The organism is Dongia mobilis (assembly GCF_004363235.1).
Lineage (GTDB): Bacteria > Pseudomonadota > Alphaproteobacteria > Dongiales > Dongiaceae > Dongia > Dongia mobilis.
Map to the genome: position 1 here is coordinate 144,360 of NZ_SNYW01000010.1, position 26,872 is coordinate 171,231.

Sequence of the window (26,872 nt, forward strand, 5' to 3'; positions counted from 1 at the left end):
CGAGCGTTTCGGTTCTCGCGTTAACCTTTTTCGGATTTTCAATCAATTCTTCTGGCGCTCCGGCCAATGACCAATCTCCCGCACGGAATTATGAAACCGCCGTCTCAATCATAAACCGAAAGTGGAGTTTGCGACCATGGCTTCCGAAACCGACAAGCTTGTCATTCTGGTCACCCGGGGCATCGATTCCGAACTGTCCTCGGTGGCCTTCACTATTGCCAATGGCGGGATTACCGCCGGGCTCAAGGTCTATATGTTCCTGACCAGCGCCGCCATCGACCTCGTCCGCCGCAGGGGCCAGGCGATGACCCACGTGCCGCCGCTTGATCCGCTGCTGAAGCTGATCACGGACTTCATGCAGCGCGGCGGCACCATCTGGGCATGCCCGCCCTGTGTCACCGCGCGCGGTTACGAGCAGGCCGATCTGTTGGACGGTGTCATCATCGCCGGCGCCAGCGTGATGCATGCCGAGTTGAAGCAGGGGGCCGCCACCCTCTCGTTCTGAGGGGACGGCTCGGCTACCACGCGGCGCGGGGGTTAAATCGCCTGTGCCGCGATTCCCTCCACCTCGATCAGCCAATCTGGCGAGGCAAGGGCCTGGACCACGATCAGCGTCGAGGCGGGTTGCGCGCCGGCCAGCATGCGATCGCGGATGACGCGCGAGGCGGCAACATCGCCGGCGCGGGTCAGGATAACATTGACCTTGACCAGGTCATGGACCGACATGCCGTCCGCCTCAAGGCAGGCAATCAGATTTCCCCAGGCCAGTTCCGCCTGCGCCTCGAATCCTTCGGCCGTCTGGTGCTGGCGGTCGCAGCCGACCTGGCCGCTGACATGGAGCCAGCGGCAGCCGGAAGGCGCCGCGACCATCTGCGAATAGCGGCTGAAGGGCGGCGGTGCCGAGGGTGGGTTGAGAAAATTGAGCATTTCCGGGTTCCTTGCCTAAACGGCCGGCGGGCGCTATCACCCCGGCCATGATCGACTTTAGCAAAAATCCCGTACATGTGATCGGTGCCGGCCTTGCCGGCTCGGAATCCGCCTGGCAATTGGCCTCGGCCGGAATCCCCGTCATTCTCCACGAAATGCGCCCGGTGCGTGGCACCGATGCGCACCAGACCGACAAATGCGCCGAGTTGGTCTGCTCCAACTCCTTCCGCTCGGACGATGCCGAGAATAATGCCGTCGGATTGCTGCACGAGGAAATGCGGCGTGCCGGCTCGCTGATTCTATCCTGCGCCGACCGGCACAAGCTGCCGGCGGGGGGCGCGCTGGCCGTCGACCGCGACGGTTTCGCCGCCGCCGTCACCGAGCGCCTGGCCGCGCATCCGCTCGTCACCCTCGCGCGCGAGGAGGTCACCGGCCTGCCGCCTGCGGATTGGGACAATGTCATCATTGCCACCGGCCCCCTCACCTCGCCCTCCTTGGCCGAGGCGATCCTGAAACTAACCGGCGAACAGGCCCTGAGTTTCTTCGACGCCATCGCCCCCATCGTCCATAAGGACAGCATCGATCTGGAGAAGGCCTGGTTCCAGTCGCGCTATGACAAGGTGGGACCGGAAGGCGACGGCGCCGATTACATCAACTGCCCCCTCGACAAGCCGCAATATCTCGCCTTTATCGAGGCGATCCTTGCCGGCGAGAAGACCGAGTTCAAGGAGTGGGAAGGCACACCCTATTTCGAGGGCTGCCTGCCGATCGAGATCATGGCGGCGCGGGGACCGAACACGCTCCGCTTCGGCCCGATGAAGCCGATCGGGCTCTTCGACCCGAAGGAGCAGCGCCGGCCCTATGCCGTGGTGCAGCTGCGCCAGGACAATGCACTGGGCACGCTCTACAACATGGTCGGCTTCCAGACGAAATTGAAATATGCCGAGCAGGTGCGGATCTTCCGCATGATCCCCGGCCTCGAGCATGCCGAGTTCGCCAGGCTCGGCGGTCTCCACCGCAATACCTTCATCAACAGCCCCAGGCTGCTCGACACCAGCCTGCGCCTGAAGGCGGAGCCGCGCCTGCGCTTCGCCGGCCAGGTGACCGGCGTTGAGGGCTATGTCGAGAGTGCCGCCATCGGCCTGCTCGCCGGCCGCTTCGCCGCCGCCGAGCGTCTCGGCCGGGCCGTCACCCCACCCCCGCCCACGACGGCGCTGGGCGCCCTCATCGGCCACATCACCGGCAGCGCCGATGCGAAACATTTCCAGCCGATGAACGTGAATTTCGGCCTGTTCCCGGAGATCGATCCACCGGAAGGCCTCACCAAGGCACTCTTGCGCGAGTGGAAAGCGGGCCGCAAGCCGCGCCTGAGCGCGCGGGCGCTGGGCGACCTGGCCGGATGGCTGGAATCGGCTTAACGCAGCGCCTCAACTCCTGATCCGCCTGATCGCCGCCTGCCAGCCGGCATAGAGGCGCTCGCGCTCCTCCGCCGGCATGTCGGGATTGAACAGGCGTTCCTGCTGCCAGTTGGCGGCGGCCGCCTTCAGATCGGGCAGCAGGCCGACTCCCAGTGCCGCCGCCATGGCAGCACCCAATGCCGTCGTCTCGATCACGACAGGGCGCCCGATCGGCACGGCGAGGAGATCGGAGAGGAACTGCATCACCCAGTCATTGCGCACCATGCCGCCATCGACGCGCAGGCTTTTGACCTCGGTGCCGGTATCGGCCACCATCGCGCTCATCAGATCGCGGGTCTGGTAGCAGACCGCTTCGAGGGCCGCGCGCACGATCTCGGCAATCCCGGTGTCGCGAGTCAACCCCAATAGCGCGCCGCGCGCCATCGGGTCCCAATAGGGCGCACCGAGTCCGGTGAAGGCCGGCACCAGATAGACACCGCCGGTGCCGCGGACCGAGCGCGCGAGGCGCTCGGTCTCGCCCGCCTGCTGAATGAGCTTCAATCCATCGCGCAGCCATTGCACGGCGGCTCCCGCGATGAAGATCGAGCCTTCGACCGCATAGGCCGTTTCGCCCTGCAACTTGTAGCCCACAGTGGTGAGTAGGCGGTTCTTTGATAGAACGGGCGTCGCACCGGTGTTCATGAGGGCGAAACAACCCGTGCCATAGGTGCTCTTGATCATGCCAGGCTGGAAGCAGGCTTGCCCGATGACGGCGGCCTGCTGGTCGCCGGCCATGCCGGCCACCGGCAGAGCGACATCGATTTCCCGCGGATCGGTGGTACCGAAATCGGCCGCATTCTCGCGGATCTCCGGCAGCATGGATCGCGGCACGCCGAAGACTCTCAGCAACTCGTCGTCCCAGTCGAGGCGATGGATGTCGCACAGCATGGTGCGCGAGGCATTGGTGACATCGGTCGCATGCACCCTGCCGCCGGTTAGCCGCCAGAGCAGAAAGGTGTCGATCGTGCCGAAAGCAAGCTCGCCACGCTCCGCAGCGGCGCGGGCGCCAGCGACATTCTCCAGGATCCAGGCAATCTTGGTGGCCGAGAAATAGCTGTCGATAAGGAGCCCGGTCTTCCGCTGGATCACCGGCTCGAGGCCATCGGCCAGCAGCTTCTTGCACAGGGGCGCCCCACGCCGGTCCTGCCAGACGATGGCATTGTGCACCGGCTTGCCGGACTTCCGGTCCCAGACTACCGCCGTCTCGCGCTGGTTGGTGATGCCGATGGCGGCGACGCGCGCGGCGCCAACCTTGGCCAGCACGCTCTTCGTCACCTCGACCGTCGCACGCCAGATCTCCTCCGGATCGTGCTCGACCCAGCCGTCATCCGGATAGATCTGCGGCAGTTCCTTCTGCGCGCTCGCCTGTGGCTCGCCGGAGAGAGCGAATGCGATGGCCCGGGTGCTGGTGGTGCCCTGGTCGATGGCGAGGATGAGATCGGCCTTTGCCATGTCGCCCACCTTCACTTCGTGCCGAACAGGCGGTCACCGGCATCGCCGAGGCCGGGCACGATATAGGCGTTCTCGTTGAGATGTGAATCCAGCGCCGCGACAAAGATCGGCACCTCCGGATGCGCCGCCTGCACCACCTTGACGCCCTCGGGTGCCGCCACCAGGGACATCAGGCGAATGTTGTCGTCGCTGATGCCGCGCTTGTTCAGCGTATCGATCGCGGCCGCCGCCGAATGCCCCGTCGCCAGCATCGGGTCCACCAGGATGAAGATGCGGCCCTCGGGCTCCGGCAGCTTGACGAAGTATTCGACCGGCCGCTTGGTGTCGTGATCGCGATAGAGGCCGATATGGCCCATGCGCGCCGCCGGCACCAGTTCCATCAGGCCATCCGCCATGCCGAGGCCAGCGCGCAGGATCGGCACGATGGCGATCTTTTTGCCCTTGATCACCGGCGCCTGCATGGCCGTGATCGGTGTCTCGATCTCCTGCGTCGTCATCGGCAGGTTGCGGGTGAGCTCATAGCCCATCAGCAGCGCGATCTCCTTCAGCAGCTGCCGGAACAGCGTGGTCGGCGTCGCCTTGTCGCGCATCATGGAGAGCTTGTGCTGGATCAGCGGATGATCCAGCACATTGAGCGACGGGAATTCCTTGAAGGTCTTGACCATGTTCTGCCCCTGCCCTGCCTGTTGTTCTTGCCTTTTCAGATTACCTGGAAACCGTGCCTGTAGGGGTCGCGGTCGTCGATGAAGATGGTGTTGTAGCCGGTGACGCGCGCCCAGCCCTCGATCGAGGGAATGATGGCCGGCCGATTGCCGACATTGGCCGCAGCCTCGACCCGACCCTTGAACAACGAGCCGATGATGCTCTCATGCACGAAGCTCTGCCCGACCTTCAGCCGTCCCTTGGCCGCCAATTGCGCCATGCGTGCCGAGGTGCCGGTGCCGCAGGGCGACCGGTCGATCGCCTTGTCGCCGTAGAAGACCGCATTGCGCGCATCGGCGCCCGCCTGCGTCGGCTTGCCGGTCCACAGGATATGCGACAACCCCTTGATCGCCGGGTTCTCGAGGTGAACGAAGCTGTAGCGCTCGTTCATCCGGCGCCGGAGTTCGCGGCTCATCGCGATCAACTGCCCGGCGGAAAAATCCGCCATGTCGCGATAGCCCGGCTGTTCCTCGACGATGCAATAGAAATTGCCGCCATAGGCGACGTCGACCTTGATCGGCCCGAGTTCCGGACAGTCGATCTCGAGGCCCTCGGCATGGAGATAGCCGGGCACATTGGTGAGGCGCACGGATTCGACATGCTCGCCCACCTGGTCGTATTGCGCCACGACCAGGCCGGCCGGCGTATCGAGTCGCAACTCCCCCGGTTTCCTCGGCGTCACCAGCCCATTCTCGATGGCGATGGTGACCGTGCCGATCGTGCCGTGGCCACACATCGGCAGGCAGCCCGAGGTCTCGATGAACAGGATGGCAACATCGCAATCTTCCCGCGTCGGCGGATAGAGGATGCTGCCCGACATCATGTCGTGCCCCCGGGGCTCGAACATCAGTCCGGTCCGAACCCAGTCGAATTCCGCAAGAAAATGCTGGCGGCGCTCGGTCATGCTGGCGCCCTGAAGCCGTGGACCGCCGCCGGAGACGACCCGGACCGGGTTGCCGCAGGTATGCGCGTCGATACAGGAAAAGGTGAAACGGGCCATCAGGTTAACCTTGTGCATGGGCAAGCTTGACGGCAATTGATATAACCCGGCTCCTACCTTGGCAATCGACAACGCGCCCGCCCCGATGACCCAGCTAGCCACCCAGCGCCTTCGCCCCGCCAGCCACGCCAGGATGCGCCCGGCACGCCTATGGCTGTACATGGCCGTCTTCTCGGTGCCGCTCGTCTTGGCCGGCTTGGTTGTCTCCGGACTTTACAAGTTCCTGGAGCGGACCGGAGAAACGATGGGGCCCGTCGCGGCGGCACATCGCCAGGCCGAAACCGGCGAGAAATACGGCGCCGCCCTGGCCTATCGTCCCTATGCATTCAAGCTGGAACGCTATCGCATGGTGCAGCCGGACGTGCTTCTGGTCGGCTCGTCCCGGGTCATGGCCTTCGCCGGCGAAGGCTTCTCGGCCAGTGTCTACAATGCCGGCGGAGCGGCCAACACGATCGATCAGGCGATGGCGTTCATCGACGCAGCGCTCGCGCTGCACAAGCCGAAATCCGTCCTGCTGGGCCTGGACTTCTGGTGGTTCAACCCCAATCGCGACGACGAGATCGACACCACGATGCAGGATACGGACGCCATCCGCATCAGCCTGACGCAATTGGCCGAGCCGCTGCAATGGCTGTCCGATGGCCGCATTTCCCCGGGCCAGCTTGTCGCCGGCATGCTGCCTGGCTATCAGGCGCCACCGGGAATTGGCGCCCTCGCCCAGTTCGTGGGCCAGGGATGGGACCGCCACGGCCGCTATGACTACGGCATGCTGTATGAAGGCGGTCTGCACAGCGAGGACGAGAATTTCGAGCGGACGCTGGAACGACTGCGCAAGGCCAAGGCATCGAGCAAGTTCAACGTGGCGGTCCTGCCATTCGAGGAATCGATCGCCGAACTTAACACCATCGTCGGCAAGCTTCGCGCCGAAGGCATCGAGGTGGTGCTGTTCCTCCCGCCCGTGGCGCCGCCTGTGCTTTCCCAATTGACCGACAATCCGGACGATTTGCTGATCCCCGCCTGGGTGGATTCGGTCTGGGCCACTGGCGCCCCGGTCATCGATGCGCAGGACCCGGCCGAAATCGGCTCCGGGCCATGTGAGTTCATCGACGGGTTCCATGGCGGCGAGGTCACCTATCTGCGTATTCTCGACCGAATTGCCAGTCAGCAGGACCTGCTGATCGCCCGGGCCATAGACCGCGCGGCGGTCCAGGGCCTGATCGAAAGCAATACCGGCCACGCGCGCATTGACGAATTGCGGCCCGGGGCCCGGCCCGAGGCCGATTTCCTGGCCCTGGGTTGCGAGAAATCCTGACCGGTCCCATCCCAGCAAGTTCCACCAGACCCAGACTGCAAATCCAGGACCGCCCGACATGCTGTTCAACTCATTTGAGTTCCTCCTGGCCTTCCTGCCGGCGACCCTGGCGATCTTTTTCCTTCTCGGGCGCTTTGCGCACCGGACGATCGCCATCGGCTTCCTGTCGGCGGCATCGGCCTTTTTCTATGCCTGGTGGAATCCGGTCTATGTCTGGCTGATCCTGGGCGAGGTGGTGTTCAGCTTCCTGATCGGCCGCCAGCTCGAACGTCGCGACCATTCCGCCGGTTCCCGCCGGCTCATCCTCGCCATGGCGGTTGCCCTGATTCTGCTCGTGCTCGGCTACTTCAAATATACCCAGTTCCTGCTCGGCATCTTCAACGACCTCGCCGGTAGCGAGTTGAGCATCGGCCTCATCATCCTGCCCCTCGGTATTTCGTTCCATACCTTCCAGCAGATCGCCTATCTGGTGGACGCCTATCAGCGCCGCGCGCAGCATTACACCTTTGTCGACTACTGCCTGTTCGTGACCTTCTTTCCGCAGCTCATCGCCGGGCCGATCGTGCATCACTATGAAGCGCTGCCGCAGATTCGCCGGGACAGCATCGTACGGGCGCGAGGCATCAATCTCGTCGTCGGCCTCTCCATTTTCGGTGTCGGCCTGTTCAAGAAAACGGTGATCGCCGACAGCCTGGCGCAGGTGGCATCGCCGGTTTTCAATGCTGCCGCGTCGGGTATCGAGCCGACCCTGGCCGAAGCCTGGCTCGGCGCCCTCGCCTACAGCTTGCAGCTCTATTTCGATTTCTCGGCCTATTCCGACATGGCGATTGGCCTTGCACGCATGTTCAATATCCGCCTGCCGGCCAATTTCTATTCGCCCTACAAGGCTGCCAACATCGCCGATTTCTGGCGCCGCTGGCATATGACCCTGTCGCGCTTCCTTCGCGACTATCTCTACATTCCCCTCGGTGGCAATCGGCGCGGGCGTGTACGACAAGTCACCAATCTGATGATCACCATGCTGCTGGGCGGCCTGTGGCACGGGGCCGGCTGGACGTTCGTGCTCTGGGGCGCCCTGCACGGTGCCTTCCTGGTGATCCATCGCCTTTGGTCGGGGGCCGGGCTCAGGATGCCAAGGTCGCTTGCCTGGGCCACGACCATGCTGGCCGTGCTCGTCGCCTGGGTCTATTTCCGCGCGGCGGATCTCGACGCCGCCCATGCCATGCTGGGCAGCATGGTGGGTGGCAATGGTCTTTCACTCAAGACGCCGAACATCGACGGTCTGCCGGCGGATGGCATTCCGATCGTGGCGGCCGCGGCGATCATCGCCGTGGCCGCGCCGAACGTGATCGAAATCTTCGGACGTTATGGCGCCACCCTGAAACTGGTAACGCTCGGCAAGCGGCGCCTCGGCCGCCTTGAAAGCTGGCTGCAATGGCGCCCCACGCTGCCCTGGGCCGTCATCATCGGCCTGCTGGCAACGGCGGGCGCCGTCGCCATTCTCGGCTGGCAGTCGGAGTTCCTGTATTTCCAGTTCTAGGCAGTCATTCTAGGCAGTCAGCGGCTGGCCTTTAGCAGATCGCGGATTTCTGCCAGCAGCTTTTCACTCTCGCTGGGGCCGGGTGGCGGCGCCGGCTGCTCGGCCTTCTTGAAGCGGTTGATCTGCTTCACCAGGATGAAGATGGCGAAGGCGACGATCAGGAAGTTGATGACCGCATTGAGGAACATGCCGTAATTGATGGTGACGGCCCCGGCATCCTGGGCCGCTTTCAGCGTGGTGTAATCCTCGCCCGAAATGGTGATGAAAAAATTGCTGAAATCGATCCCGCCCATGATGAAGCCGATGGGCGGCATCAGGATATCCTTGACCAGCGAGTTGACGATGCTGGTGAAGGCAGCACCGATAATGATACCAACGGCAAGATCGACGACATTGCCGCGCATCGCGAAATCGCGAAATTCCTTCAGCATCCTGCGCCCCCGTTTGTCTTTGCAGCTGACCCCAATGGAACGTTAGGTCAGCCGAGACAGCGCCGCAAGGCCTCCACCACGCGCGCCACATCATCTTGTGTCATGTCCGGGTAAAGTGGAATCGAAAGCTGGCGGGCGTAATAGGAATCGGCACCGGGGAGATCTACCCGGCCATAGCGGTCACGGTAGTAGGGCTGCTGGTGGACCGGCAGGTAGTGGACCATGGTGCCAATGCCGAGCCCCCGCAGTTCCGCCATGAACTGCGCCCGTGACTTGCCGATGGCAGGAAAATCGATGAGGACGGCGTAGAGGTGCAGGGTCGGATCGTCGCCGGACTGGGCCGGCACCGTCTTGAGGCGAGGCGCCAGCGGCGCCAGCAGGCGGTCATAGAGAGCCGCCAGTTCACGCCGCCGCGCGACGAAGCCCGGCAGTTTCTTCAACTGGCTCTCGCCAAGCGCACAGGCAAAATCGGTGATGCGATAGTTCCAGCCGAGCGCGTGCATCTCGTAATACCAGGGATTGGCCTGACCGTCGGGTGCGAAGGCCAGTTCCCGGTGGCGGAAGGTCGCCGGATCGCGCGTCATGCCGTGACTGCGGAACATCTGCATGGCCTGATACTGGCGCTCGTCATTGGTCGTGGTGACACCCCCCTCGCCCGTCGTCATGGTCTTGACCGGGTGCAGCGAGAAACAGGCAAGGTCGGAATGCGCGCAGGCGCCGACCGGCGCCGCGCTGTCATTGCCAGCCCGCTGCGCGCCGCCTAGGGCATGGCAGGCATCCTCGACCACCCGAATGCCATGCCGCTCGGCAAGGCTGGCGATGGCGAGCATGTCGGCACAATGGCCGTTGAGGTGGACCGGCAGAACGGCTTTCACCTTGCGGTCGCCGGCTCGCGTCAGGGCCGCAGCAAAATGCTCTGCCGTCAGGCGGCCGCTATCGGGATCGACATCGGCAAAGACCACTTCGGCCCCGCAAAAACGCGCGGCATTGGCAGTGGCCAGAAAGGTGACGCTGGGTACGATGACGGTGTCGCCCGGCGCCAATCCCAGGGCGAGACAGGCCAGATGCAGGGCCGCGGTGCCGCTGTTGCTGGCGACGGCGTAGCGGGCGCCCACGGCTGCGGCAAAGGCGGCCTCGAATCGACCGACCGTCGGGCCGGTGGTCAGGTAATCGGCCTGCAGGGCCGCGGTCACGCTGGCGAGATCGGCCTCGTCTATGCTTTGGCGGCCGTAAGGCAGGAATTTCTGATGGTTGTCCATGGAGTGCTGCTGCGGAATGGGTGATCGGCAAGCTATAGCCCGGGGCCGGGCCCGATGCCAGCCTACCGGCTTGTCGCACATTCGGGTTAACCAATATTACCGCAAGCACGCCGTGGGGCGCCTTGGTATAGTCAAAACAGGAAACCTTGATTCGACGCCCGGTCGGGAAGGAGTGCGCCAGCGCAATGTCGGAACTGGATCTGACCGACGCCGCCGCCATCATCGAGGACAATGGCAGCACCCAGGCCCGGGTGTTCGTCTACCGCATCCAGCAGCGCAAGGGCCTGCCGCCCCTGCGCGGCGAGATCACGGCCACCGACGAGGCGGATGCCGAGCGGCAATTGCGCCTGAAACTGCTCTCGCCGCAGATCCCCGCCCATGTCGATCTGCGGGAACGGGCCGAGATCGAAGCCGCAGAAAGGGCCGCCAAGCGCCGCAACCTGCGGCAATTGCTGGATATCCTGCGCGCCCACCACGATTGGCTGCGCGGACTGGGTGGCGAGCGGGCCGATTTTACCGGCCGCAATCTCTCCGGGCTCAAATTGCCGCGCCTCGATCTCTCCATGGCCAATCTGGCCGGGTGCGATTTTTCGGGCGCCGATCTGTCGGAAAGCAAGCTGCAGGGGGCCAATCTGGCCGGGGTCAACCTGGCGGGGGCCAACCTGCGGGATGCCGACCTTTCCGGTGCCGACCTCTCGGACGCCAACATGAAGGCAGCGAACCTTGCCGGCGCCAATCTGGAAGGCGCCGATCTGTGGCGCGCCAATCTGATGGGAGTCGAAGTGGCGCCCGAGGTGCTGCACCGCGCGCTGTCCTGCCGGCATCCCGGCAGCAACCAGCCGCCGGAGCAGTAAGCCTTTTTAAATCAATCGACTAGCAATGGCTTGCGAGGGGCAGGCTGAGGTCGCTATCACTGCGCCCCACGACACCCGGCCGGCTGATCCGAGTCGGGTGATTTCCCAAGATTCTGGCGCACCGGAGTACCATGAGCGATCTTTTCGAGAATGCCGGCAGGAAGGGCAGCGACTATTCGGCCAAGGACATCGAGGTCCTCGAAGGGCTGGAACCGGTCCGGCGCCGTCCCGGCATGTATATCGGCGGCACGGATGAGCGCGCGCTGCATCACCTGGTTGCCGAAGTGCTCGACAACTCGATGGACGAGGCCGTCGCCGGCCATGCCAGCCGCATCGAAGTCGAACTCGACAGGGATGGCTATGTCACCGTGCGTGACAATGGCCGCGGTATCCCGATCGACCCGCATCCCAAGTTCAAGGACAAGTCGGCGCTCGAGGTGATCCTCACCACGCTGCACTCCGGTGGCAAATTCTCGGGCAAGGTCTACCAGACCTCGGGCGGCCTACATGGTGTCGGCTCATCGGTCGTGAACGCGCTGGCCGACGACCTTGTGGTCGAGGTGGCAAAGGAGAAGCAGCTCTGGGTGCAGAGCTACAAGCGCGGCAAGCCCACCAGCAAGTTGGAGAACAGAGGCAACGTCAATCGGCGCGGCACCTCGATACGCTTTCACCCGGACCCCGAGATCTTCGGCAAGCAGGCACATTTCAAGCCGGCCCGGCTTTACCGCATGTGCCGCTCCAAGGCCTATCTCTACCGCGGCGTCGAGATCAGGTGGAAATGCGACCCGGCACTTGTGAATGAAAGTGACGAGATCCCGGCCGAGGCGGTTCTGCACTTCCCCGGCGGGCTCATGGACTACCTTGCCATGACGCTGGGCAACCGCAAGACGATCACGGCGGCGCCTTTCTCCGGCCAGGCTGAATTTCCCGACGAACAGGGGCGCCTGGAATGGGCGATTGCCTGGCCGGTCGATGAAGACGGCTTCATGAACTCCTACTGCAACACGGTGCCGACGCCCGAGGGCGGCACCCATGAAAGCGGCTTGCGCACCGGCATCACGCGTTCACTGAAGGCCTATGGCGAACTGGTCGGCAATCGCAAGATCGGCCTCGTCACCTCGGACGATATCTGCGGCGGCGCTGCGATGCTGCTTTCGGTTTTCATCCGCGATCCGCAGTTCCAGGGCCAGACCAAGGAAAGGCTGGCCTCGCCCGAGGCAACGCGTCTGGTCGACAACATGATCAAGGATCATTTCGACCACTGGCTGTCGAACGACCCCAATCGCGCCAGGGATCTCCTGGAGCGGGTGATCGAGAAGGCGGAAGAGCGCCAGCGCAAGAAGCAGGACAAGGAATTGTCCCGCAAGACGGCGACGCGGCGCCTTCGCCTGCCCGGCAAGCTCGCCGATTGCTCCAAGGATGCGATGGCGGGAACCGAATTGTTCCTGGTCGAAGGCGACAGTGCCGGTGGCTCGGCCAAGCAGGCACGCAACCGCGAGACCCAGGCAGTGCTGCCGCTGCGCGGGAAAATCCTCAACGTGGCCGCCGCCTCGGCCGACAAGCTCGCCGCCAACCAGGAACTGATCGACCTCCTGCAGGCGCTGGGCTGCGGAACGCGCGACAAGTACAGCGAAGAGCGGTTGCGTTACGAGAAGATCATCATCATGACGGACGCCGATGTCGACGGCGCCCATATCGCCTCGCTGCTGATGACCTTCTTCTATCGCGAGATGCCGCAGCTGATCGAGAACGGTCATCTCTATCTCGCGCAGCCGCCGCTCTACCGCCTCGCCCAGGGCGGCAAGATCGCCTATGCCCAGGACGACGCCCACAAGGAAGCCCTGCTGGCCGGGGATTTCTCGGGCCGCGGCAAGGTCGAGATCAGCCGGTTCAAGGGCTTGGGCGAAATGCCGGCGACGCAGCTGAAGGAAACCACCATGGACCCGAAGCGGCGGACGCTGCTCAAGGTCCGCATCCCGCACAAGTACAATGAGGAAGAGCGCGACGAGGCGCGGGAGACTGCGGATCTGGTTGAACGCCTGATGGGCCGGAAGCCGGAGCTGCGTTTCCAGTACATCCAGGAGAACGCCCGGTTTGCACAGAATCTGGACATTTAAGAATCTGGATGTCTGAGGACCTGGGCGTCCAGCGTCGTTAAACCATTTCACGCCTCACGGCCTAACATTATTGTGTGGGCCGCCATCCGAACCGAACAGCCGGTGGATCGACTAACGGGATGACTGTACCTGGCCAGTTCAGACTTGCGGCTCACGCCGGCCAGCGTACTTGCCTTATAATCCCTAGTAACTCCCGGTTGAGGTATGGCGGCCATGTCGCTCGTTCAGCACATTTCATTCAAATCATTCATTGGCGCCCTGGCAATCATCCTGGCCGGTGCGACGGCAGCAACGGCCGAACCGGTTGCTCAGGTCATCCGCCTGTCAGGCAATGCCGAAATCCAGCGTGGAAACAGCAAGGGGCCATTGCTACTGGGCGCAGCACTCGAGCCCGGCGACATTGTCGTCACTGCCGCGGACGGCCGGCTGCGTTTGCAGCTCATCGATGGCTCGACCATCAATCTGGGATCGCAATCCACCCTGACCATGGCGGCCGTTCAGTCGGCCGGCCCGGGTACCGACCGGCAGATCGAACTGGAACTCGGCCAGGGTGCGATCAGGACTTTCGCGGCGCCCGCGACGCCCAAGTCGCGCTTCGAAATCAGGACGCCGCTGGCTGTCACTGCAGTTCGCGGCACGGAATGGGGCATCCTTGCCAATAGCCAGTACAGTGACGTCATCATCCTTTCCGGGCGCGTCGGCATCAGGCGCAACATCATCTCGGGCGAAAGCGCCATTTCGCTGACCCGGAGCCTCGGTACCCGCGTGACGGCCGAGGGGCTCGGCCCCGTCGGCCGCTGGTCACCCGATCAGATGGCCGAGTTCGACGCGGCGACCGCTGTCCCCGGCGCCGAGATTCCGTTCAACCCGGATGCCGCGCCGGCGTTGAATCTGGCTCCCATCCCGCCGGCGCCGCGCAAGGCGGGCGCGGATGACGGGAAGAAGGCCACGCACTGCATCAACCCGACCAATCCGGGTTGCAGCAATATCGGCGGGCGGGGCGATCGTGGAGGCGGATATGGCGGCCACAATGGCGAGAAAGGTGGCGAGCACGAATCCGGAAACGACAACAATAGCTAGGTGAACTGGCGCACTGCAGCGACAACGGCGTTGCAGACAGGTTCGCTGCAACAGCACTTGGCAGGATGATAGGTTGATTTGCGCGGCGCGCTAGACGTCGCTGTTCACGATCAGCAGGTCGAGGTCGCGCGGGGCATAAAGCGTCGTGCCATTCTCGAAAGCGAAATAGGCATGGCCGGAGACGTCTTCGCCTGTCGCAGTGACCAGTTGCTCGACAACGCCGGCATCAACGACGGTGGCGTCGGTAACGATGCGAACGCTCAGATCCTCGGCCTCGCCTTCGATGACGATGGCCCCGGAACTATCCGGCAGCAGGTCGGCAAGCGACAGGCTGATGGCATTGTCGGCCACTGGCTCGGCCGCGGGCGGCAAGCCCTCAGCCAGTTCCCCGCTCGGCTCCAGAATATCGCCAATGCCACTCATGTTCCGTCCCACCCGTTGCAAAGATGTTGCGGCCCATTCCGACCGCTAGTTGAGGATAGCCCTTTCCTGTCGGGCTTTGTACCTGCATCCAGTGGAAGTTCCGCGATTCAAGCACACTATTTTGTGACAAATCGCATTTTCGTCGTAATTCCATCAAATTTGATGGAAAGACTGGCAGCGACGCAAAGAGCCACCGGCTGGTAGGCCGGTGGCTCTGCTGGGTGACTTGAATTTGCAGGGATTGGTGGGTCGGGGCTCAGTAGCCGCCATCCTTGTCCCGGTCCTTGTCCGTGCCGTATTTGCTCTTGCCGTAGGCCGGAGTCTTTGTGGCAAAGGGCGGCAGGTCTTCTGCCTTTATGACGCCGGCCTCGATTGCCGCGGGCAGGCCCAGGGCGCGTGGGGTGGCCGGCTGGCCCGGCACGGATGTCGCGGCCAAAAGCGTGCGATCCATGCGGCGGATGGCATCCGTCGGCACCGCACCGCGCGGCAATGCGGAAAGGTCGGCGCCGGCCAGCGGATTGAAGAGCGAACCATCAACGTCACCGCGCGTGTTCAGGAACATGGCGGCACCCGCAGGCACGGTGAATTTGGTGCCGCGACGGCTGCGGATTTCAACGCTGCCCTCTTCGACGGCGATGTAGGTTTCACCGATATCGGTCACATACATGCTGAAGATCGTGCCGCGCACGGCAGCGACGGCCGAGGGCGTCCGTATGGTGTAGGCGGGCTTGGCGAAACTTCCGGTGGCAAAGCGAACCGCGCCCGATGTTACCTCCAGGGTGAACTTGCCGATGCTGTCGGCTGCCTGGCCGACGAAATCGAGCACCGTCAGTTCCGCCTCCTCGCCGAGGGCTAGCTCGGTACCATCCGCCATCGCCAACAAGGCAGCGCTGCCGGCGCCCGTGCGGATGGTATCCGCCGCGTTGACACCGCCACCGGGCTCAAGCTGGCCGTCACCGGCCGACGCATTGTTGACGACAAGTGTCGCGGCGCCGGCTGGCCCGTCAGCCAGTACGGGCGAGGTGAAGGAAAGCACGGTGAGGGCCAGCAGCCCCGAAATCGAGATACTGCATCGGCCAGTGTTGTGAGTGTGCGCGTTCATCATGACCCCGATATGGCGATGCCGCCGTCGGCAGCAAGGACATGATCCGGAGATCATACATATTTGTGACGCGAATCACTGAACCTATCTGATGCGCTGCGCGCCGCAGCGCACGCTGCATCTCAGCACCGGCGCCAATCAGTTAACTTTCTGATATCATGAAATAAAGGAGAGAGATGGTCGGAGCGACTGGATTCGAACCAGCGACCCCCAGACCCCCAGTCTGATGCGCTACCAGGCTGCGCTACGCTCCGACACTCTCAATCTCGGGTGACAGCCCGCCGGCCGCCCCGTTGCCGCTCGGCTGGGTCCGGACGTGGTCCGGACCAGGGGGTGCCGATGGCGGGCCCTATATAGCGACCCTCATGGGCGCATGCAATGAAAAGGACCCGTGCGGGCCAATGGCATGGACCGGCAGCTGCCGGTCCACCCCTCAGCCCAGGACCTTGCGCAGGCGGTCGCGCAATTCCTCGAGTTCGGCGGTGATCGCCTTCACTTCGCGGATCTGCCGCTCGTCCAGTGCGGCAGCCTTGAACAGCGGCAGGTCGAGCATGGCCTGCGCCTGGCCCACCTTGGCGGCAAGGGCCGGATCCAGCGCATGATCTGCCGCCGGCTGGCCATCCTCGGCGGATCCCGCAACCATTGCGGCCGCCAGGGCCGCCTCGCCACCACCGACACCGTCCAGTTCGGGTCCGTCCGGGCCCAGCCGCAAGGCGCCCTCGCGGATCAGCTTCTGGACGCCCTTGATGGTATAGCCCTGATCGTAAAGCAGGCCGCGGATGGCGCGGAGCAGGTCCACGTCTTCGGGCCGGTAGTAGCGCCGGCCGCCGCCGCGCTTCATCGGCTTGATCTGCGGGAACTTGGTTTCCCAGAAGCGCAGGACATGCTGCGGTACTTCGAGATCGTCGGCGACCTCGCTGATGGTGCGGAACGCACCGGCAGCCTTCTCGACCCGTCGCGCGCTGGGGCGCCGGGAATCGATCCTGCCGGCCTCGTTCTTCGCGGCTGTCCGCGACTCGGCAGCGTCGGCCGCCACGGCCCGGACTCGTTCGGCTGGCGAGCTCATGATTGTCTATCTGCGCCCTGATTGTCGGGCACCTTGCTCTCGGCGCCCTTGTTGACCCGGTCCTTGAGGACATGCGAGGCGCGGAACACCAGCACGCGGCGCGGCTTGATCGGTACCTCTTCGCCGGTCTTTGGATTGCGGCCGATCCGCTCGCCCTTCATGCGCACCAGGAAACTGCCGAAGGAGGAGATCTTGACGCTCTCGCCACGCACCAGCGCGTTCGACACTTCATCGAGCACCGTGTCGACCAGCTCGGCCGATTCGTTCCGCGATAGACCGACTTCCTGGTAGACGGCTTCGGCCAGATGCGCGCGCGTGATTGTGTTGCCCTTCATCTCCCCACCTGCCAGTTCGATTTCGCGTTCAAACGGCCATATTCCGGGCCTGTCACCGAATTGCAGTGAGAGCGTATCGTTTACTCTGAAATCAGTCAATTAGAGAGCGATATTGATCTATGCTCCCATGTGTGAACCTGCGCGCGGCCGGGAATCCTTGGATTCAGTAGCGAATCAGCGCCGAGCCCCAGGTGAAGCCGCCGCCCATGGCCTCCATCAGCACCAACTGGCCGCGCTGGATGCGGCCGTCATTCACCGCTTCGGCAAAGGCCAGCGGGATCGAGGCAGCCGAGGTATTGGCGTGACGATCGACCGTCACCACCACCTTCTCAGGCGGCAGCTTCAGCTTGTTGCCCATGCTGTCGATGATGCGGCGGTTGGCCTGGTGCGGCACCAGCCAGTCGACGTCCTCCGGGCTGATGCCGGCAGATGCGATCGCGGCATCGACCGCCGCCGCCAGATTGACCACGGCGTGACGAAAGACTTCCTTGCCTTCCATGTGCACGACCCCGGTCGTTTGTGTCGCCGATGGGCCGCCATCTACATAGAGCTTGTCGTAATGCGCACCGTCGGAGAAGAGATGGGTGCATAGGACGCCGCGGTCCTTGGCATTGCCCTCGCCCTCGCCCGCCTCCAGGATCACCGCACCGGCGCCGTCGCCGAACAGCACGCAGGTGTTGCGGTCGTTCCAGTCGAGGATGCGCGAGAATGTCTCGGCGCCGATGACGAGCGCCCGTTTCGCCTGGCCGCAGCGCAGGAAATTGTCGGCCACGGCGAGGGCATAGACGAAGCCCGAGCAGACTGCCTGTACGTCGAGGGCAAAGCCGCCCTTCATGCCGAGGCGGTCCTGGACCTTGGTGGCCGTGGCCGGAAAGGTATGGTCCGGCGTCGTCGTCGCCAGCACGATGACGTCGAGATCTGCACCCCGGAGCCCGGCATGGTGCAGGGCCTGCTCGGCGGCGTGGACCGCCAGATCCGAGGTCAGCTCGCCATCCGCCGCAATGTGGCGCTGGCCGATCCCGGTGCGCTGCCGGATCCATTCGTCACTGGTGTCGATGCGCGCCGCCAGATCGGCGTTGGTGACGATGTTCCTGGGCAGGTAACTGCCGGCCGACAGGACGATGGAGCGACGCGTATTCATGATCTAGAGCGCCGCCGCCATGGCTTCGCCACCCGGCACCGCCATCAACTGGGCGAGATCCTGCCGCATCCGTTCCATGGCGTCGTTCTGCACCATATTGACCGCCACGCCAATTGCATTGGCAAAGCCGAAGGAATCCGTCCCGCCATGGCTTTTGACGCAAATGCCGTTGAGGCCCATGAGAATCGCCCCGTTGTAGCGACGCGGGTCAACCTGGGCGCGCAGGCCGTTGAGAGCCGGGCGCGCAAACAGATAGGCCAGCTTGGACCAGATCGACATGGAAAAGGTCTGCTTCAGCCAGTGGCCATAGAGCTTGACCGTCCCTTCGATGGTTTTGAGCGCAATATTGCCGGTAAAGCCGTCGGTCACCACAACGTCGACCGTGCCCTTGGCGATGTCATCTCCCTCGACGAAGCCGACGAAGCGGCCGGGCAGCGGCACGTCGCGAAGCATCGAGGCCGCAACCTTTACCGCGTCATGGCCTTTCAGTTCTTCAGCACCGACATTGAGGATGCCCATGCTGGGTTGCTGCACGCCGAGCACGGCACGGGCGAAGACATTTCCCATGACCGCGAACTGGACCAGGTTGTTGGCGTCGCATTGCACGTTGGCACCCAGATCCAGCATGACGCTTTCCGAGCGCATGGTCGGGAAAAACGAGGCAATGGCCGGGCGATCAATGCCGGGCATGGTCTTCAGCACGAATTTCGCCATCGCCATGAGGGCACCCGTATTGCCGGCGGAGACGACCGCGGCCGCCTCGCCGTCCTGAACGGCGTCGATGGCTAGCCGCATCGAGGAACCTCGACCGGCGCGAAGCGCCTGGCTCGGCTTGTCGTCCATGGCGACGACAATGTCGGTATGACGGATAGTGCTGACCTTGGCGAGTTCGGGCAGCTCGCGCAGCAGCGGCTGCAGCCGCGCCTCGTCGCCGAACAGCAGGAAGTGGACATCGGGAAAGCGCTGGCGTGCGATCTCGGCACCCCTGACCACCATGTCAGGCGCGTTGTCGCCACCCATTGCGTCCAATGAAATAGCCAGGCTGGCGCTCACCCCTTACTCCTTCCCGGCCATGCTGCGAACGGGTCTGGAGTTAGGCTGCCTCGGCTTCCGAGCCCTGCGCAACCACTTCGCGGCCGTCGTAATGACCGCAGGAACCGCAGACATGATGCGGGCGCTTCAGTTCGCCACAATTCGGGCATTCGGCCGAAGCCGACACGGTCAGCGCGTGATGGGAACGACGCATGTTGCGGCGCGACTTGCTGACCTTCTTCTTGGGGACTGCCATGATCCACTCTCTTCAAAAAAAAACGAGGCAGCACCGCCTGCCGCCAATTGGCGGGTAGATAACCAAATTCCCGAGGGATAGCAAGGGGGTGATCGCTCCGACAGCGCCGTGAAGAATTCCGGTTCATCCGCGTCACTCTGGATATATCTTGTTTTATTTCAATAATTTATCCAACCCTGAAAATGGCCGATGGGTCTTGTCGGGCTTTGCTTTCGGCGCCGCCTCGGGCAACTCGTCCGGTTTGGGCTCAAATTCCTTTGACAATGCCGCGTCCGGCTTGCGCGGGTAGGGATCGAGGGCCAAGGCCAGGTGCTCGACAACCACTTGGCCCAGATCGATTGTTCCCCCGACAATCGGGTCGGGGGGATCCGCCGCCTCGAAATCGAGGTCGATCTCGGCAAGATCCGGCTCGGCCGCATCCTCGGCAAAACGCATGCGGAATGATTCCGAGATCGACGCGGCCACGGGTTCCAGCGTTACCACGCAGGCTTGCTCGACCTCCGCCTGCAATTCGCCGGTCAACTCTATCTGTCCGGCTGGCGTGCGCCGCAGCGACAATTCCGCGGTCAGCGCGTTGAGAGCCAGCAGACCGAGCGATTGCGCGATTGCTGCACGATCGGCGGGGGTTGTCGCGATCTGCCGGCGAACCGGTCGGGGGCCGATCGAGGCGACATCTATTAGCGCAGTAAATTCTTTATTATCAGACAATTACAGTTCTTTCTGGAGGCCGAGATCAATCGTCAAACGTGACGCCGGCAGCATGTTCCACCACGGGCGGCGGCGGAAACTGGAAGTCGCCGCGCAGGATCCGGTCGAGCGGCTGGCTGTCGGCCAGTTCCTTGCCCGCCCTAAGGTAAGCCGCCATGCGTCGCAGCGCATCGATTTCGGGCTCGCTCGTGCCAAAAAGATTCCGGCGCAGGGCTGCCTCGACGTCAAGCTGCGAGCCGCCCAGGGCTCTCTCGTAAGCCAGGATCCTCCCCTGCATCGCCTCGGTCATCACCCGGATTCTCTTGCCCACGCCCGCATCCCCGGCGCCGAGCTGGCGCAACGAGGCTTCGAGATCCTGCATCGCCACATCATAAAGCGACTGCGCCAGATCGCCCCCCCTGGCGCCTTCCGGCTTCAGGCGCTGGAAAACCAGGAACAGGTGCAGCACCAGCAGTTCGAAACGGCCGTCGATCGAATCCGGCACTGCCATGTTCCGGAAAAAGGCCGGCTGGCGCGCCTGTCCGACCAATCGGAGAAACAGCTTATCCGCCGCCTTCCTTGTGTCGCTTGTTCCGCCAAGGAGCCGGGCCACGAGATCGCCCAAGGTACGCGACGTCACGCGCTGGTCCCTTCCATTTTCGCCATTTCCGCCATCTGCAGCCGCACCTTGACGATCGCCGGCGCGGGTGCGAATTTCCGCTGAGCACACGTCCGGCATCGGCCGGGCCCCAGAATCCGCCCGACGGTAGCGGGGCGGGTGGCGTGTTGCAACACCAACGCAAGGTACGGGTTCTCAGGCATGACGGCCAGCAGGGGCAGGATGGGTAATCAGGGGCGACACGCCTGGCTGGCAGCCGTGGCATTTGCGCTCGCGCTGGGCGCCTGCGCGCCCAAGATCGTCCAGCATGGCAACGTGCCGGACGAGGACCAGGTGGTGCAGATCCAGCCCGGCCAGGACAACATGGCAAGGGTACAGCAATTGCTGGGCTCGCCCTCGACGCGCGGGACCTTTGGCGAGGAAGTTTGGTACTACGTATCCAAGCGCACGCATCAGACCGCCTTCTTCGAACCGGAGGTCGTGGACCAGGGCGTCCTGGCCATCTCGTTCGACCAGGAGGGCATCGTCAACGACCTCAAGATCTATGACCGGAATGACGGCCGCCTGGTCGCGATGGTCGACCGCGAGACTCCCACCCACGGCAACCAATTGACCATTATCCAACAATTGCTTGGCAATTTCGGCCGTTTCGATCCGGACAGCTCGTCTGCGCCGAAAGCGCCCGGCGGCACCGGCCCCTCCCTGCCCGGCGCGAGCAACTGAGATTGCATCCCGTATCCCGGCCGACGGGATGCGGCTGGTCACATGAAAAAGCCCCGGTCTCGCGACCGGGGCTTTCTCGTCGGGATCGTGCGATCTCCGGTCAGGCCGCCAGGGCGGCCAGCAGCAGAAGTGCTACGATGTTGGTGATCTTGATCATCGGGTTGACCGCGGGACCGGCCGTATCCTTGTAGGGATCGCCGACCGTGTCGCCGGTCACCGCGGCCTTGTGGGCGTCAGAGCCCTTGCCGCCGTGATGGCCGTCCTCGATGTACTTCTTGGCATTGTCCCAGGCGCCGCCACCAGAGGTCATCTGGATGGCAACGAAGAGACCCGTCACGATCGTGCCGAGCAGCATGGCGCCGAGCGAGATGAAGCCCGCCGCCTGGCCGGCAACAGCCGCGATCACGAAATAGAGCACGATCGGTGCCACCACCGGCAGCAGCGACGGGACGATCATCTCCTTGATCGCCGCCGTGGTCAGCATGGCGACCGCCTTGCCGTATTCCGGCTTGGCCTTGCCTTCCATGATGCCGGGGATTTCCTTGAACTGCCGGCGAACTTCAACCACGACCGCACCTGCGGCCCGGCCCACCGCCATCATGCCCATGGCACCGAACAGGAACGGCAGGGCGCCGCCGATGAACAGGCCGATGACCACATAGGGGTTGTTGAGCTCGAACTTGATCGCATCACTGAGGTCCGGGAAATAGTGCTTCAGGTCCTCGGTATAGGCTGCGAACAACACCAGGGCGGCGAGACCGGCAGAACCGATCGCGTACCCCTTGGTGACCGCCTTGGTGGTGTTGCCGACCGCGTCCAGCGCGTCGGTCACCTTGCGCACGTCGGGCGGCAGTTCCGCCATTTCGGCGATGCCGCCGGCATTGTCGGTCACCGGGCCATAGGCGTCGAGTGCCACGATGATGCCGGCCAGCGACAGCATCGTGGTGGCAGCCATGGCGATGCCATAGAGCCCCCCCAGGGCATAGGCCGCGATGATGGCCGCCGAAATCACCAGCACCGGCAGCGCGCAGGCTTCCATCGAAACCGCAAGACCCTGAATGATGTTGGTGGCATGGCCGGTGGTCGACGCCTGGGCGACCGACTTCACCGGGCGGTAGGCCGTCGAGGTGTAGTACTCGGTGATCCAGACCAGGAGCCCGGTCACGGCAAGGCCGATCACGGCGCACCAGAACATGGCGGTGCCGGTCAACGGCGAATCGCCAATCTGGCCGAAGCCCGTCACCTGGTTGATCAGCAGCGCGATGAGTGCGATCGAGATCACGCTGGCTGCGATGAGGCCCTTATAGAGGGCACCCATGATGTTGTTGCTGGAGCCCAGCTTGATGAAGAAGGTACCGATGACGGAACCGACGATGCTGGCGCCGCAGACCAGCAGCGGCAGCAGCATCAACTGCTCCTGCGCGACACCGGTATAGAAGATCGAGCCCAGCAGCATGGTGGCGACCACCGTCACGGCAAAGGTCTCGAACAGGTCGGCGGCCATGCCGGCGCAATCGCCCACATTGTCGCCCACATTGTCGGCGATCACGGCCGGGTTGCGGGGGTCATCCTCGGGGATGCCCGCCTCGATCTTGCCCACGAGATCGGCGCCGACATCGGCACCCTTGGTGAAGATACCACCACCCAGACGCGCGAAGATCGAGATCAGCGAGGCGCCGAAGGAGAGACCGACCAGGGCCTCCAGCATCGGGCGCATTTCCGTGCCAATCGACTGCAGGAACATGTAGTAGCCGGCGACGCCGAGCAGGCCCAGACCGACCACCAGCATGCCGGTGATGGCACCTGCCTTGGCAGCGATGTCGAGCGCCTGCGACATGCCCTGGCGCGCGGCTTCCGCCGTGCGGACATTCGAGCGCACCGAGACATTCATGCCGATATAGCCGGCGAGGCCCGAGAGCACGGCGCCGATGACGAAGCCAAGGGCCGAAAGCCCGGACAGCGCCAACCCGAGGATCACCGCCACGATGACGCCGACGATGCCGATCGCGGTGTATTGCTTGTTGAGATAGGCCTGCGCCCCTTCCTGTACCGCCGCGGCAATTTCCTGCATGCGTGCGGTGCCGGCGCTTGCCGCCAGCACGGACCGGGTCGCCCAGATGCCATAGATCAGCGCGAGCACGCCGCATCCGATGACCAACCAGAGTAACGAATTCATTAGTGCATCCCCTCCATCAGAACTTCATTCATTCTTGGGCCGACGCCTAGTGCCTGCCTCGGGTACCCAGAGGAAAGGCCGTGCCAATCTTTTATTGGACCACGGCCTCCTGGCTCTGACAGGCCCCCCAAAACAGCCTGCAGCGGTCACTCAAAGTGCCGCGACCTTAATGGAATCGCCCAGACGTGGCAATATCTGGGCCCGCCCGCCGGCGCGCCCCTAGATGTAGCGAAAATCAAGGCAATCTGCGGCTTGCCGAGTCGTCGGCCCGGGCCAATTGGCGCCGTTGTCCGCGCCGCCGGACCTGGATGATTTCGGCCAGGATGGAAAGGGCGATCTCCTCCGGCGAGATGGCGCCAAGGTCGAGGCCGGCCGGTGCCCGCAGATCTTCCAGCCGCGCCGGGGGCATGCCCGCCTCCGCCATTTCGGCACGCAGGGCTGCCGCCTTTTTCGGACTGCCGACGAAGGCGACATAGTCGGCCTCAACCGACAGCGCTGCCTTGAGGGCGGCACTGTCGCCCTTGCCCTGGGTCGACACCACGATGAAACGCTCGCCGGCTGGCAGGGCGGCTAGGTCGTAGGTGTCGAGGCGGCTGCCATCGGTGCCCGGAAAGGTCGCCAGTTCTGCAGGCGGCGCCGCGATCGTCAAGGCAAGGCCAAGCCCGCTCGCCTGACGCGCCAGCGCCACCGCGACCGGGCTTGCCCCGCAGACGACCAGCCGCGGTTGCGGCAGGAACGGCTCGACAAAAACATCCATGGTCCCCTGACTCGGGCACATGTTCTTGGCAAAGGCGATGCCGGAGCGCTCATCGCCGGGCCGCAATCCCTGATCCTTGAGGAGGTCCATCGGCTGGATCGAGACCAGGCGCGGTCGGCCATCCTCGAGGGATGCCTGTGCCGCCTTCAGCACCGCGGCGCGCGCGCAGCCGCCACCGATCCAGCCACCCTCGATCGAGCCATCTGCCAGGATCACAGCCTTGGCGCCCGGCTTCGCCGCCGTCGCCGCCACTGTACGCACCACGGTCGCCATGGCAAACGGCCTGCTGCCGCCCTTCATGCTGCTGACGAGGTCGAGGATATTGTCGCTGCTGACCATGCCGGCCTCCTAGAGCCGCGCCAGTTGCGGCGCGAGGGCCGCCAGGCTGTCGAGATTGTGGGCGCTGGCGAAAAGATCGACATAGGGCAAGGCCGCCTGCATGCCGCGCGCTTCCGGCCGGTAGCCAGCTGTGCCGAGCAGGGGGTTGAGCCAGACGAGGCGCCGGCAGCGGCGCTTCAACTGCGCCAGTTCCGTCGCCAGCAGATCGGGATCGCCCGCATCGAAGCCATCGGACAGGATGATGACGCAGGCGCGACCCTTGAGTGCCGATTGGGCATAGCGCGCATTGAAGGCGGCAAGGCTTTCGCCAATCAGGGTGCCACCGCCCAACCCCTGGGCCATCAGCACCATCCGGTCGATGGCGCGCTGCGGATCCCGCTCCTTGAGTGCCGGCGTCACATGGACGAGATGGGTATGGAAGAGGTAGGCGTCCGCCACGCGCGCGTGCATGACGAGGCCGCGCAGGAAACGCGCAAAGGCGCGCAGATAGGGTTCCATCGAACCTGAGGCGTCGAGCAGCGCCACGATCCGCATCGGTTCCTCGCGGCGCCGGCGACGCACGAGATCGATCGGTACGCCGCCCCGCGCGACGCTGCGGCGGATGGTGCGACGCAGATCGACTTGCCCCCTTGCTGCGCGCCGGAAGCGGCGCGTGCGCCTCGCCCGTAGCGACGCCGCCAGCAAAACCGCCACCTCTTCTGCCGCCCGCAAGGCCTCGGGATCGGCCAAATCCTTGAAATCGGCCTGGCGCCTGGCGTCCTGCTGCGAGGCGCCGTCGCTCGGACTCTCGGCCGGTCGCGCGGCATCATCCCCAGATTGTCCGCGCCGCCAGGCCTCGACCTGCAGCCCGGCGGGACGGCCGCCCCCCTGCCCGGCCTGCGTGAACGTCGGACCGCGCGGTTTATGGGGCAAATCCCTCTGGCGCAACAGCGTGCGCATCTCGCGCCGCTGCCAGAAGGCATCGAAAATTTCATCGAAGGCCGACCATTGCCGCGCATTGCGGCAGCAGATCGTCTTCAGCGCCTGGCGCCAGAGATGCGGGTTGGCGCCGGCGCCCGCCGCCAGGGCTGTCAGGGCATCGGCACTGTCGGCGGGGCCCACACCGAAGCCATAGCCGCGCAAGGTCCGCAGGAATCGGATGAGGTTTCGGCGCATCAGCGCGCCGGCATCCTGTGCCTGGACCGTTGCCACGCTCATGCCACCCGCTCCAGCAGGCGCACCCAGACCTCGCGCGGCAGGGCGGCGCGGTCCTGCTCCGTCTTGATCAATGTCGCGATCACCGCATAGGCCGCTTCGACATTGGCGCCGAGATCCCGGATGCCGAGGCCCATGAGTGCTGCCGCCCAGTCCAGTGTCTCGGCCACCCCCGGCACCTTCACCAGGTTCTCCTTGCGCAGGCGCGCGATGACAGCCGCGATCTGGGCAGCAAGGTCGCTGTCGATCGCAGGCAGGCGCGTGCGGATGATGCGAGCCTCGCGCGCCTCGTCGGGATAGTCGATGTGATGGTACAGGCAGCGCCGGCGCAGGGCGTCGGACAGCTCGCGCGTGCCGTTCGAGGTCAGGATGACGAAGGGCCGCGCCTTGGCCGTCACTGTGCCGAGTTCCGGAATCGAGATCTGGAAATCCGACAGCACCTCCAGTAGCAGCGCCTCGAATTCCTGGTCGGCCCGGTCGATCTCGTCGATCAGCAGGACGGGTGGCTTGTCCTGCCGGATCGCCGTCAGCAGCGGCCGCTCCAGCAGATATTCCGGTCCGAACACGTGCCGTTCGACCGCCGCCGCGTCGCCTGATTGCTCGCGTGCCTTGATCGCCAGCAATTGCCGCTGATAGTTCCATTCATAGAGGGCCGCCTGCTGGTCGAGGCCCTCATAGCATTGCAGGCGGATGAGCGGCGTTGCCAGCAAGGCGGAGAGGGCTTTCGCCACCTCCGTCTTGCCGACACCCGCCTCGCCCTCCAGCAGCAGGGGCCGTCCCAGCAGGCCCATCAGCCAGATGGCGGTCGGCAATTCGGCATCCGGTATGTAACCCGCTTCGACCAGAAGGCGGGCGATCTCGTCGCGATCGCCGGGAAGTCCTGCCGGCATG

At 64.3% G+C, this 26,872-nt stretch carries 27 protein-coding genes and 1 tRNA gene; 8 read left to right on the forward strand and 20 right to left on the reverse strand.

All coding sequences use genetic code 11. The annotated features are described in order from the left end of the window. Window positions 1–136 precede the first annotated feature (136 nt). Window positions 137–505, forward strand: a complete 369-nt coding sequence (locus A8950_RS13740; RefSeq protein WP_133614250.1) for a DsrE family protein — start codon at window positions 137–139, stop codon at window positions 503–505. 32 nt (window positions 506–537) lie between these two features. On the opposite strand, the gene A8950_RS13745 is transcribed toward A8950_RS13740, so the two are convergent. Beyond that, the gene (locus A8950_RS13745; protein ID WP_133614251.1) at window positions 538–927 is read right to left on the reverse strand and encodes a RidA family protein; all 390 of its coding nucleotides are present in this window, start codon (window positions 925–927) and stop codon (window positions 538–540) included. 47 nt (window positions 928–974) lie between these two features. On the opposite strand from A8950_RS13745, the gene trmFO reads away from it, so the two are divergent. Further along, window positions 975–2,345 carry a methylenetetrahydrofolate--tRNA-(uracil(54)-C(5))-methyltransferase (FADH(2)-oxidizing) TrmFO gene (gene trmFO, locus A8950_RS13750; protein ID WP_133614252.1) on the forward strand — a complete coding sequence of 457 codons (1,371 nt, stop codon included), beginning with the start codon at window positions 975–977 and terminating at the stop codon, window positions 2,343–2,345. Window positions 2,346–2,354: 9 nt separating this feature from the next. Here trmFO and glpK read toward each other — a convergent pair whose 3' ends face one another. The 3 genes from glpK to A8950_RS13765 are packed head-to-tail and all read right to left on the reverse strand — an operon-like array spanning window position 2,355 to window position 5,538. Next, complete coding sequence (gene glpK / locus A8950_RS13755) at window positions 2,355–3,836, reverse strand: glycerol kinase GlpK (protein ID WP_133614253.1); 1,482 nt, start codon at window positions 3,834–3,836, stop codon at window positions 2,355–2,357. An 11-nt stretch (window positions 3,837–3,847) separates the two neighbouring features. Continuing rightward, entirely contained in the window at window positions 3,848–4,501 is a 654-nt protein-coding gene (gene upp, locus A8950_RS13760) for a uracil phosphoribosyltransferase (protein ID WP_133614254.1), read from the reverse strand. 35 nt (window positions 4,502–4,536) lie between these two features. Next, the gene (locus tag A8950_RS13765) at window positions 4,537–5,538 is read right to left on the reverse strand and encodes a 4-hydroxyproline epimerase (protein ID WP_133614255.1); all 1,002 of its coding nucleotides are present in this window, start codon (window positions 5,536–5,538) and stop codon (window positions 4,537–4,539) included. Window positions 5,539–5,623: 85 nt separating this feature from the next. Between A8950_RS13765 and A8950_RS13770 the strand changes: the two genes are divergently transcribed. Together A8950_RS13770 and A8950_RS13775 are read left to right on the forward strand one after the other, a co-directional pair. Next, the gene (locus A8950_RS13770; RefSeq protein WP_133614256.1) at window positions 5,624–6,850 is read left to right on the forward strand and encodes a hypothetical protein; all 1,227 of its coding nucleotides are present in this window, start codon (window positions 5,624–5,626) and stop codon (window positions 6,848–6,850) included. 58 nt (window positions 6,851–6,908) lie between these two features. Further along, window positions 6,909–8,390 (forward strand): MBOAT family O-acyltransferase, encoded by a 1,482-nt coding sequence (locus A8950_RS13775; RefSeq protein ID WP_133614257.1) that lies wholly within the window; start codon window positions 6,909–6,911, stop codon window positions 8,388–8,390. Window positions 8,391–8,407: 17 nt separating this feature from the next. Here the strand turns inward: A8950_RS13775 and mscL are convergent, their stop codons facing one another. Both mscL and pseC read right to left on the reverse strand, forming a co-directional pair. After that, window positions 8,408–8,821, reverse strand: a complete 414-nt coding sequence (gene mscL / locus A8950_RS13780; protein WP_133614258.1) for a large conductance mechanosensitive channel protein MscL — start codon at window positions 8,819–8,821, stop codon at window positions 8,408–8,410. Window positions 8,822–8,868: 47 nt separating this feature from the next. Beyond that, window positions 8,869–10,080: a UDP-4-amino-4,6-dideoxy-N-acetyl-beta-L-altrosamine transaminase gene (gene pseC, locus A8950_RS13785; RefSeq protein WP_133614259.1), complete on the reverse strand. Its 1,212-nt coding sequence runs from the start codon at window positions 10,078–10,080 to the stop codon at window positions 8,869–8,871. A 185-nt stretch (window positions 10,081–10,265) separates the two neighbouring features. Between pseC and A8950_RS13790 the strand changes: the two genes are divergently transcribed. The 3 genes from A8950_RS13790 (at window position 10,266) to A8950_RS13800 (ending at window position 14,131) form a co-directional block, all read left to right on the forward strand. Continuing rightward, entirely contained in the window at window positions 10,266–10,934 is a 669-nt protein-coding gene (locus tag A8950_RS13790) for a pentapeptide repeat-containing protein (protein ID WP_133614260.1), read from the forward strand. Window positions 10,935–11,065: 131 nt separating this feature from the next. After that, a complete protein-coding gene (parE, locus tag A8950_RS13795; RefSeq protein WP_133614261.1) occupies window positions 11,066–13,051 on the forward strand; it encodes a DNA topoisomerase IV subunit B in 1,986 nt (661 codons plus the stop codon). Window positions 13,052–13,264: 213 nt separating this feature from the next. Further along, window positions 13,265–14,131: a FecR family protein gene (locus tag A8950_RS13800; protein WP_166645177.1), complete on the forward strand. Its 867-nt coding sequence runs from the start codon at window positions 13,265–13,267 to the stop codon at window positions 14,129–14,131. Window positions 14,132–14,221: 90 nt separating this feature from the next. On the opposite strand, the gene A8950_RS13805 is transcribed toward A8950_RS13800, so the two are convergent. From A8950_RS13805 to A8950_RS13850, 10 genes are all read right to left on the reverse strand, one after another. Continuing rightward, window positions 14,222–14,554 carry a hypothetical protein gene (locus tag A8950_RS13805; protein ID WP_133614263.1) on the reverse strand — a complete coding sequence of 111 codons (333 nt, stop codon included), beginning with the start codon at window positions 14,552–14,554 and terminating at the stop codon, window positions 14,222–14,224. A 256-nt stretch (window positions 14,555–14,810) separates the two neighbouring features. Next, window positions 14,811–15,656 carry a FecR family protein gene (locus A8950_RS13810; protein WP_166645178.1) on the reverse strand — a complete coding sequence of 282 codons (846 nt, stop codon included), beginning with the start codon at window positions 15,654–15,656 and terminating at the stop codon, window positions 14,811–14,813. A 177-nt stretch (window positions 15,657–15,833) separates the two neighbouring features. Further along, a tRNA-Pro gene (locus tag A8950_RS13815) sits at window positions 15,834–15,910 on the reverse strand. A gap of 179 nt (window positions 15,911–16,089) precedes the next feature. After that, window positions 16,090–16,722 (reverse strand): MerR family transcriptional regulator, encoded by a 633-nt coding sequence (locus tag A8950_RS13820; RefSeq protein ID WP_133614265.1) that lies wholly within the window; start codon window positions 16,720–16,722, stop codon window positions 16,090–16,092. Beyond that, a complete protein-coding gene (locus A8950_RS13825) occupies window positions 16,719–17,057 on the reverse strand; it encodes an integration host factor subunit alpha (RefSeq protein WP_133614266.1) in 339 nt (112 codons plus the stop codon). The genes A8950_RS13820 and A8950_RS13825 overlap by 4 nt, the downstream gene beginning before the upstream one ends. A 163-nt stretch (window positions 17,058–17,220) precedes the next feature. Beyond that, window positions 17,221–18,198 carry a beta-ketoacyl-ACP synthase III gene (locus tag A8950_RS13830; protein ID WP_133614267.1) on the reverse strand — a complete coding sequence of 326 codons (978 nt, stop codon included), beginning with the start codon at window positions 18,196–18,198 and terminating at the stop codon, window positions 17,221–17,223. A 3-nt stretch (window positions 18,199–18,201) separates the two neighbouring features. Further along, window positions 18,202–19,251 (reverse strand): phosphate acyltransferase PlsX, encoded by a 1,050-nt coding sequence (gene plsX / locus A8950_RS13835; RefSeq protein WP_133614268.1) that lies wholly within the window; start codon window positions 19,249–19,251, stop codon window positions 18,202–18,204. Between the two features lie 40 nt (window positions 19,252–19,291). Then, complete coding sequence (gene rpmF / locus A8950_RS13840; RefSeq protein WP_133614269.1) at window positions 19,292–19,486, reverse strand: 50S ribosomal protein L32; 195 nt, start codon at window positions 19,484–19,486, stop codon at window positions 19,292–19,294. A gap of 153 nt (window positions 19,487–19,639) precedes the next feature. Next, on the reverse strand, window positions 19,640–20,008 hold the full coding sequence (locus A8950_RS13845; protein WP_166645179.1) for a DUF177 domain-containing protein: 369 nt from the start codon (window positions 20,006–20,008) through the stop codon (window positions 19,640–19,642). 211 nt (window positions 20,009–20,219) lie between these two features. Beyond that, entirely contained in the window at window positions 20,220–20,912 is a 693-nt protein-coding gene (locus tag A8950_RS13850) for a ubiquinol-cytochrome C chaperone family protein (protein WP_133614271.1), read from the reverse strand. Window positions 20,913–20,993: 81 nt separating this feature from the next. On the opposite strand from A8950_RS13850, the gene A8950_RS13855 reads away from it, so the two are divergent. Next, window positions 20,994–21,515 carry an outer membrane protein assembly factor BamE gene (locus tag A8950_RS13855; protein WP_133614272.1) on the forward strand — a complete coding sequence of 174 codons (522 nt, stop codon included), beginning with the start codon at window positions 20,994–20,996 and terminating at the stop codon, window positions 21,513–21,515. 100 nt (window positions 21,516–21,615) lie between these two features. On the opposite strand, the gene A8950_RS13860 is transcribed toward A8950_RS13855, so the two are convergent. From A8950_RS13860 to A8950_RS13875, 4 genes are all read right to left on the reverse strand, one after another. Further along, complete coding sequence (locus tag A8950_RS13860) at window positions 21,616–23,691, reverse strand: sodium-translocating pyrophosphatase (RefSeq protein ID WP_133614273.1); 2,076 nt, start codon at window positions 23,689–23,691, stop codon at window positions 21,616–21,618. 235 nt (window positions 23,692–23,926) lie between these two features. After that, window positions 23,927–24,787, reverse strand: coding sequence for an XdhC family protein (locus A8950_RS13865; protein ID WP_133614274.1), 861 nt, complete (start codon window positions 24,785–24,787; stop codon window positions 23,927–23,929). 9 nt (window positions 24,788–24,796) lie between these two features. Next, complete coding sequence (locus A8950_RS13870; protein WP_133614275.1) at window positions 24,797–25,984, reverse strand: vWA domain-containing protein; 1,188 nt, start codon at window positions 25,982–25,984, stop codon at window positions 24,797–24,799. Beyond that, the gene (locus A8950_RS13875) at window positions 25,981–26,871 is read right to left on the reverse strand and encodes an AAA family ATPase (RefSeq protein ID WP_133614276.1); all 891 of its coding nucleotides are present in this window, start codon (window positions 26,869–26,871) and stop codon (window positions 25,981–25,983) included. The genes A8950_RS13870 and A8950_RS13875 overlap by 4 nt, the downstream gene beginning before the upstream one ends. Between the last annotated feature and the right edge of the window lies 1 nt (window position 26,872).

Coding starts and splice junctions, on each gene's coding strand:
- A8950_RS13855 (WP_133614272.1), top strand. CDS start 20,994: ATGACGGCCAGCAGGGGCAGGATGGGTAATCAGGGGCGACACGCCTGG.
- A8950_RS13870 (WP_133614275.1), bottom strand. CDS start 25,984: ATGAGCGTGGCAACGGTCCAGGCACAGGATGCCGGCGCGCTGATGCGC.
- A8950_RS13745 (WP_133614251.1), bottom strand. CDS start 927: ATGCTCAATTTTCTCAACCCACCCTCGGCACCGCCGCCCTTCAGCCGC.
- A8950_RS13865 (WP_133614274.1), bottom strand. CDS start 24,787: ATGGTCAGCAGCGACAATATCCTCGACCTCGTCAGCAGCATGAAGGGC.
- A8950_RS13800 (WP_166645177.1), top strand. CDS start 13,265: ATGTCGCTCGTTCAGCACATTTCATTCAAATCATTCATTGGCGCCCTG.
- pseC (WP_133614259.1), bottom strand. CDS start 10,080: ATGGACAACCATCAGAAATTCCTGCCTTACGGCCGCCAAAGCATAGAC.
- A8950_RS13830 (WP_133614267.1), bottom strand. CDS start 18,198: ATGAATACGCGTCGCTCCATCGTCCTGTCGGCCGGCAGTTACCTGCCC.
- A8950_RS13775 (WP_133614257.1), top strand. CDS start 6,909: ATGCTGTTCAACTCATTTGAGTTCCTCCTGGCCTTCCTGCCGGCGACC.
- glpK (WP_133614253.1), bottom strand. CDS start 3,836: ATGGCAAAGGCCGATCTCATCCTCGCCATCGACCAGGGCACCACCAGC.
- A8950_RS13810 (WP_166645178.1), bottom strand. CDS start 15,656: ATGAACGCGCACACTCACAACACTGGCCGATGCAGTATCTCGATTTCG.
- rpmF (WP_133614269.1), bottom strand. CDS start 19,486: ATGGCAGTCCCCAAGAAGAAGGTCAGCAAGTCGCGCCGCAACATGCGT.
- A8950_RS13770 (WP_133614256.1), top strand. CDS start 5,624: ATGACCCAGCTAGCCACCCAGCGCCTTCGCCCCGCCAGCCACGCCAGG.
- upp (WP_133614254.1), bottom strand. CDS start 4,501: ATGGTCAAGACCTTCAAGGAATTCCCGTCGCTCAATGTGCTGGATCAT.
- A8950_RS13765 (WP_133614255.1), bottom strand. CDS start 5,538: ATGGCCCGTTTCACCTTTTCCTGTATCGACGCGCATACCTGCGGCAAC.
- A8950_RS13820 (WP_133614265.1), bottom strand. CDS start 16,722: ATGAGCTCGCCAGCCGAACGAGTCCGGGCCGTGGCGGCCGACGCTGCC.
- A8950_RS13860 (WP_133614273.1), bottom strand. CDS start 23,691: ATGAATTCGTTACTCTGGTTGGTCATCGGATGCGGCGTGCTCGCGCTG.
- A8950_RS13790 (WP_133614260.1), top strand. CDS start 10,266: ATGTCGGAACTGGATCTGACCGACGCCGCCGCCATCATCGAGGACAAT.
- A8950_RS13825 (WP_133614266.1), bottom strand. CDS start 17,057: ATGAAGGGCAACACAATCACGCGCGCGCATCTGGCCGAAGCCGTCTAC.
- A8950_RS13850 (WP_133614271.1), bottom strand. CDS start 20,912: ATGCCGGACGTGTGCTCAGCGGAAATTCGCACCCGCGCCGGCGATCGT.
- A8950_RS13740 (WP_133614250.1), top strand. CDS start 137: ATGGCTTCCGAAACCGACAAGCTTGTCATTCTGGTCACCCGGGGCATC.
- mscL (WP_133614258.1), bottom strand. CDS start 8,821: ATGCTGAAGGAATTTCGCGATTTCGCGATGCGCGGCAATGTCGTCGAT.
- parE (WP_133614261.1), top strand. CDS start 11,066: ATGAGCGATCTTTTCGAGAATGCCGGCAGGAAGGGCAGCGACTATTCG.
- A8950_RS13805 (WP_133614263.1), bottom strand. CDS start 14,554: ATGAGTGGCATTGGCGATATTCTGGAGCCGAGCGGGGAACTGGCTGAG.
- trmFO (WP_133614252.1), top strand. CDS start 975: ATGATCGACTTTAGCAAAAATCCCGTACATGTGATCGGTGCCGGCCTT.
- A8950_RS13875 (WP_133614276.1), bottom strand. CDS start 26,871: ATGCCGGCAGGACTTCCCGGCGATCGCGACGAGATCGCCCGCCTTCTG.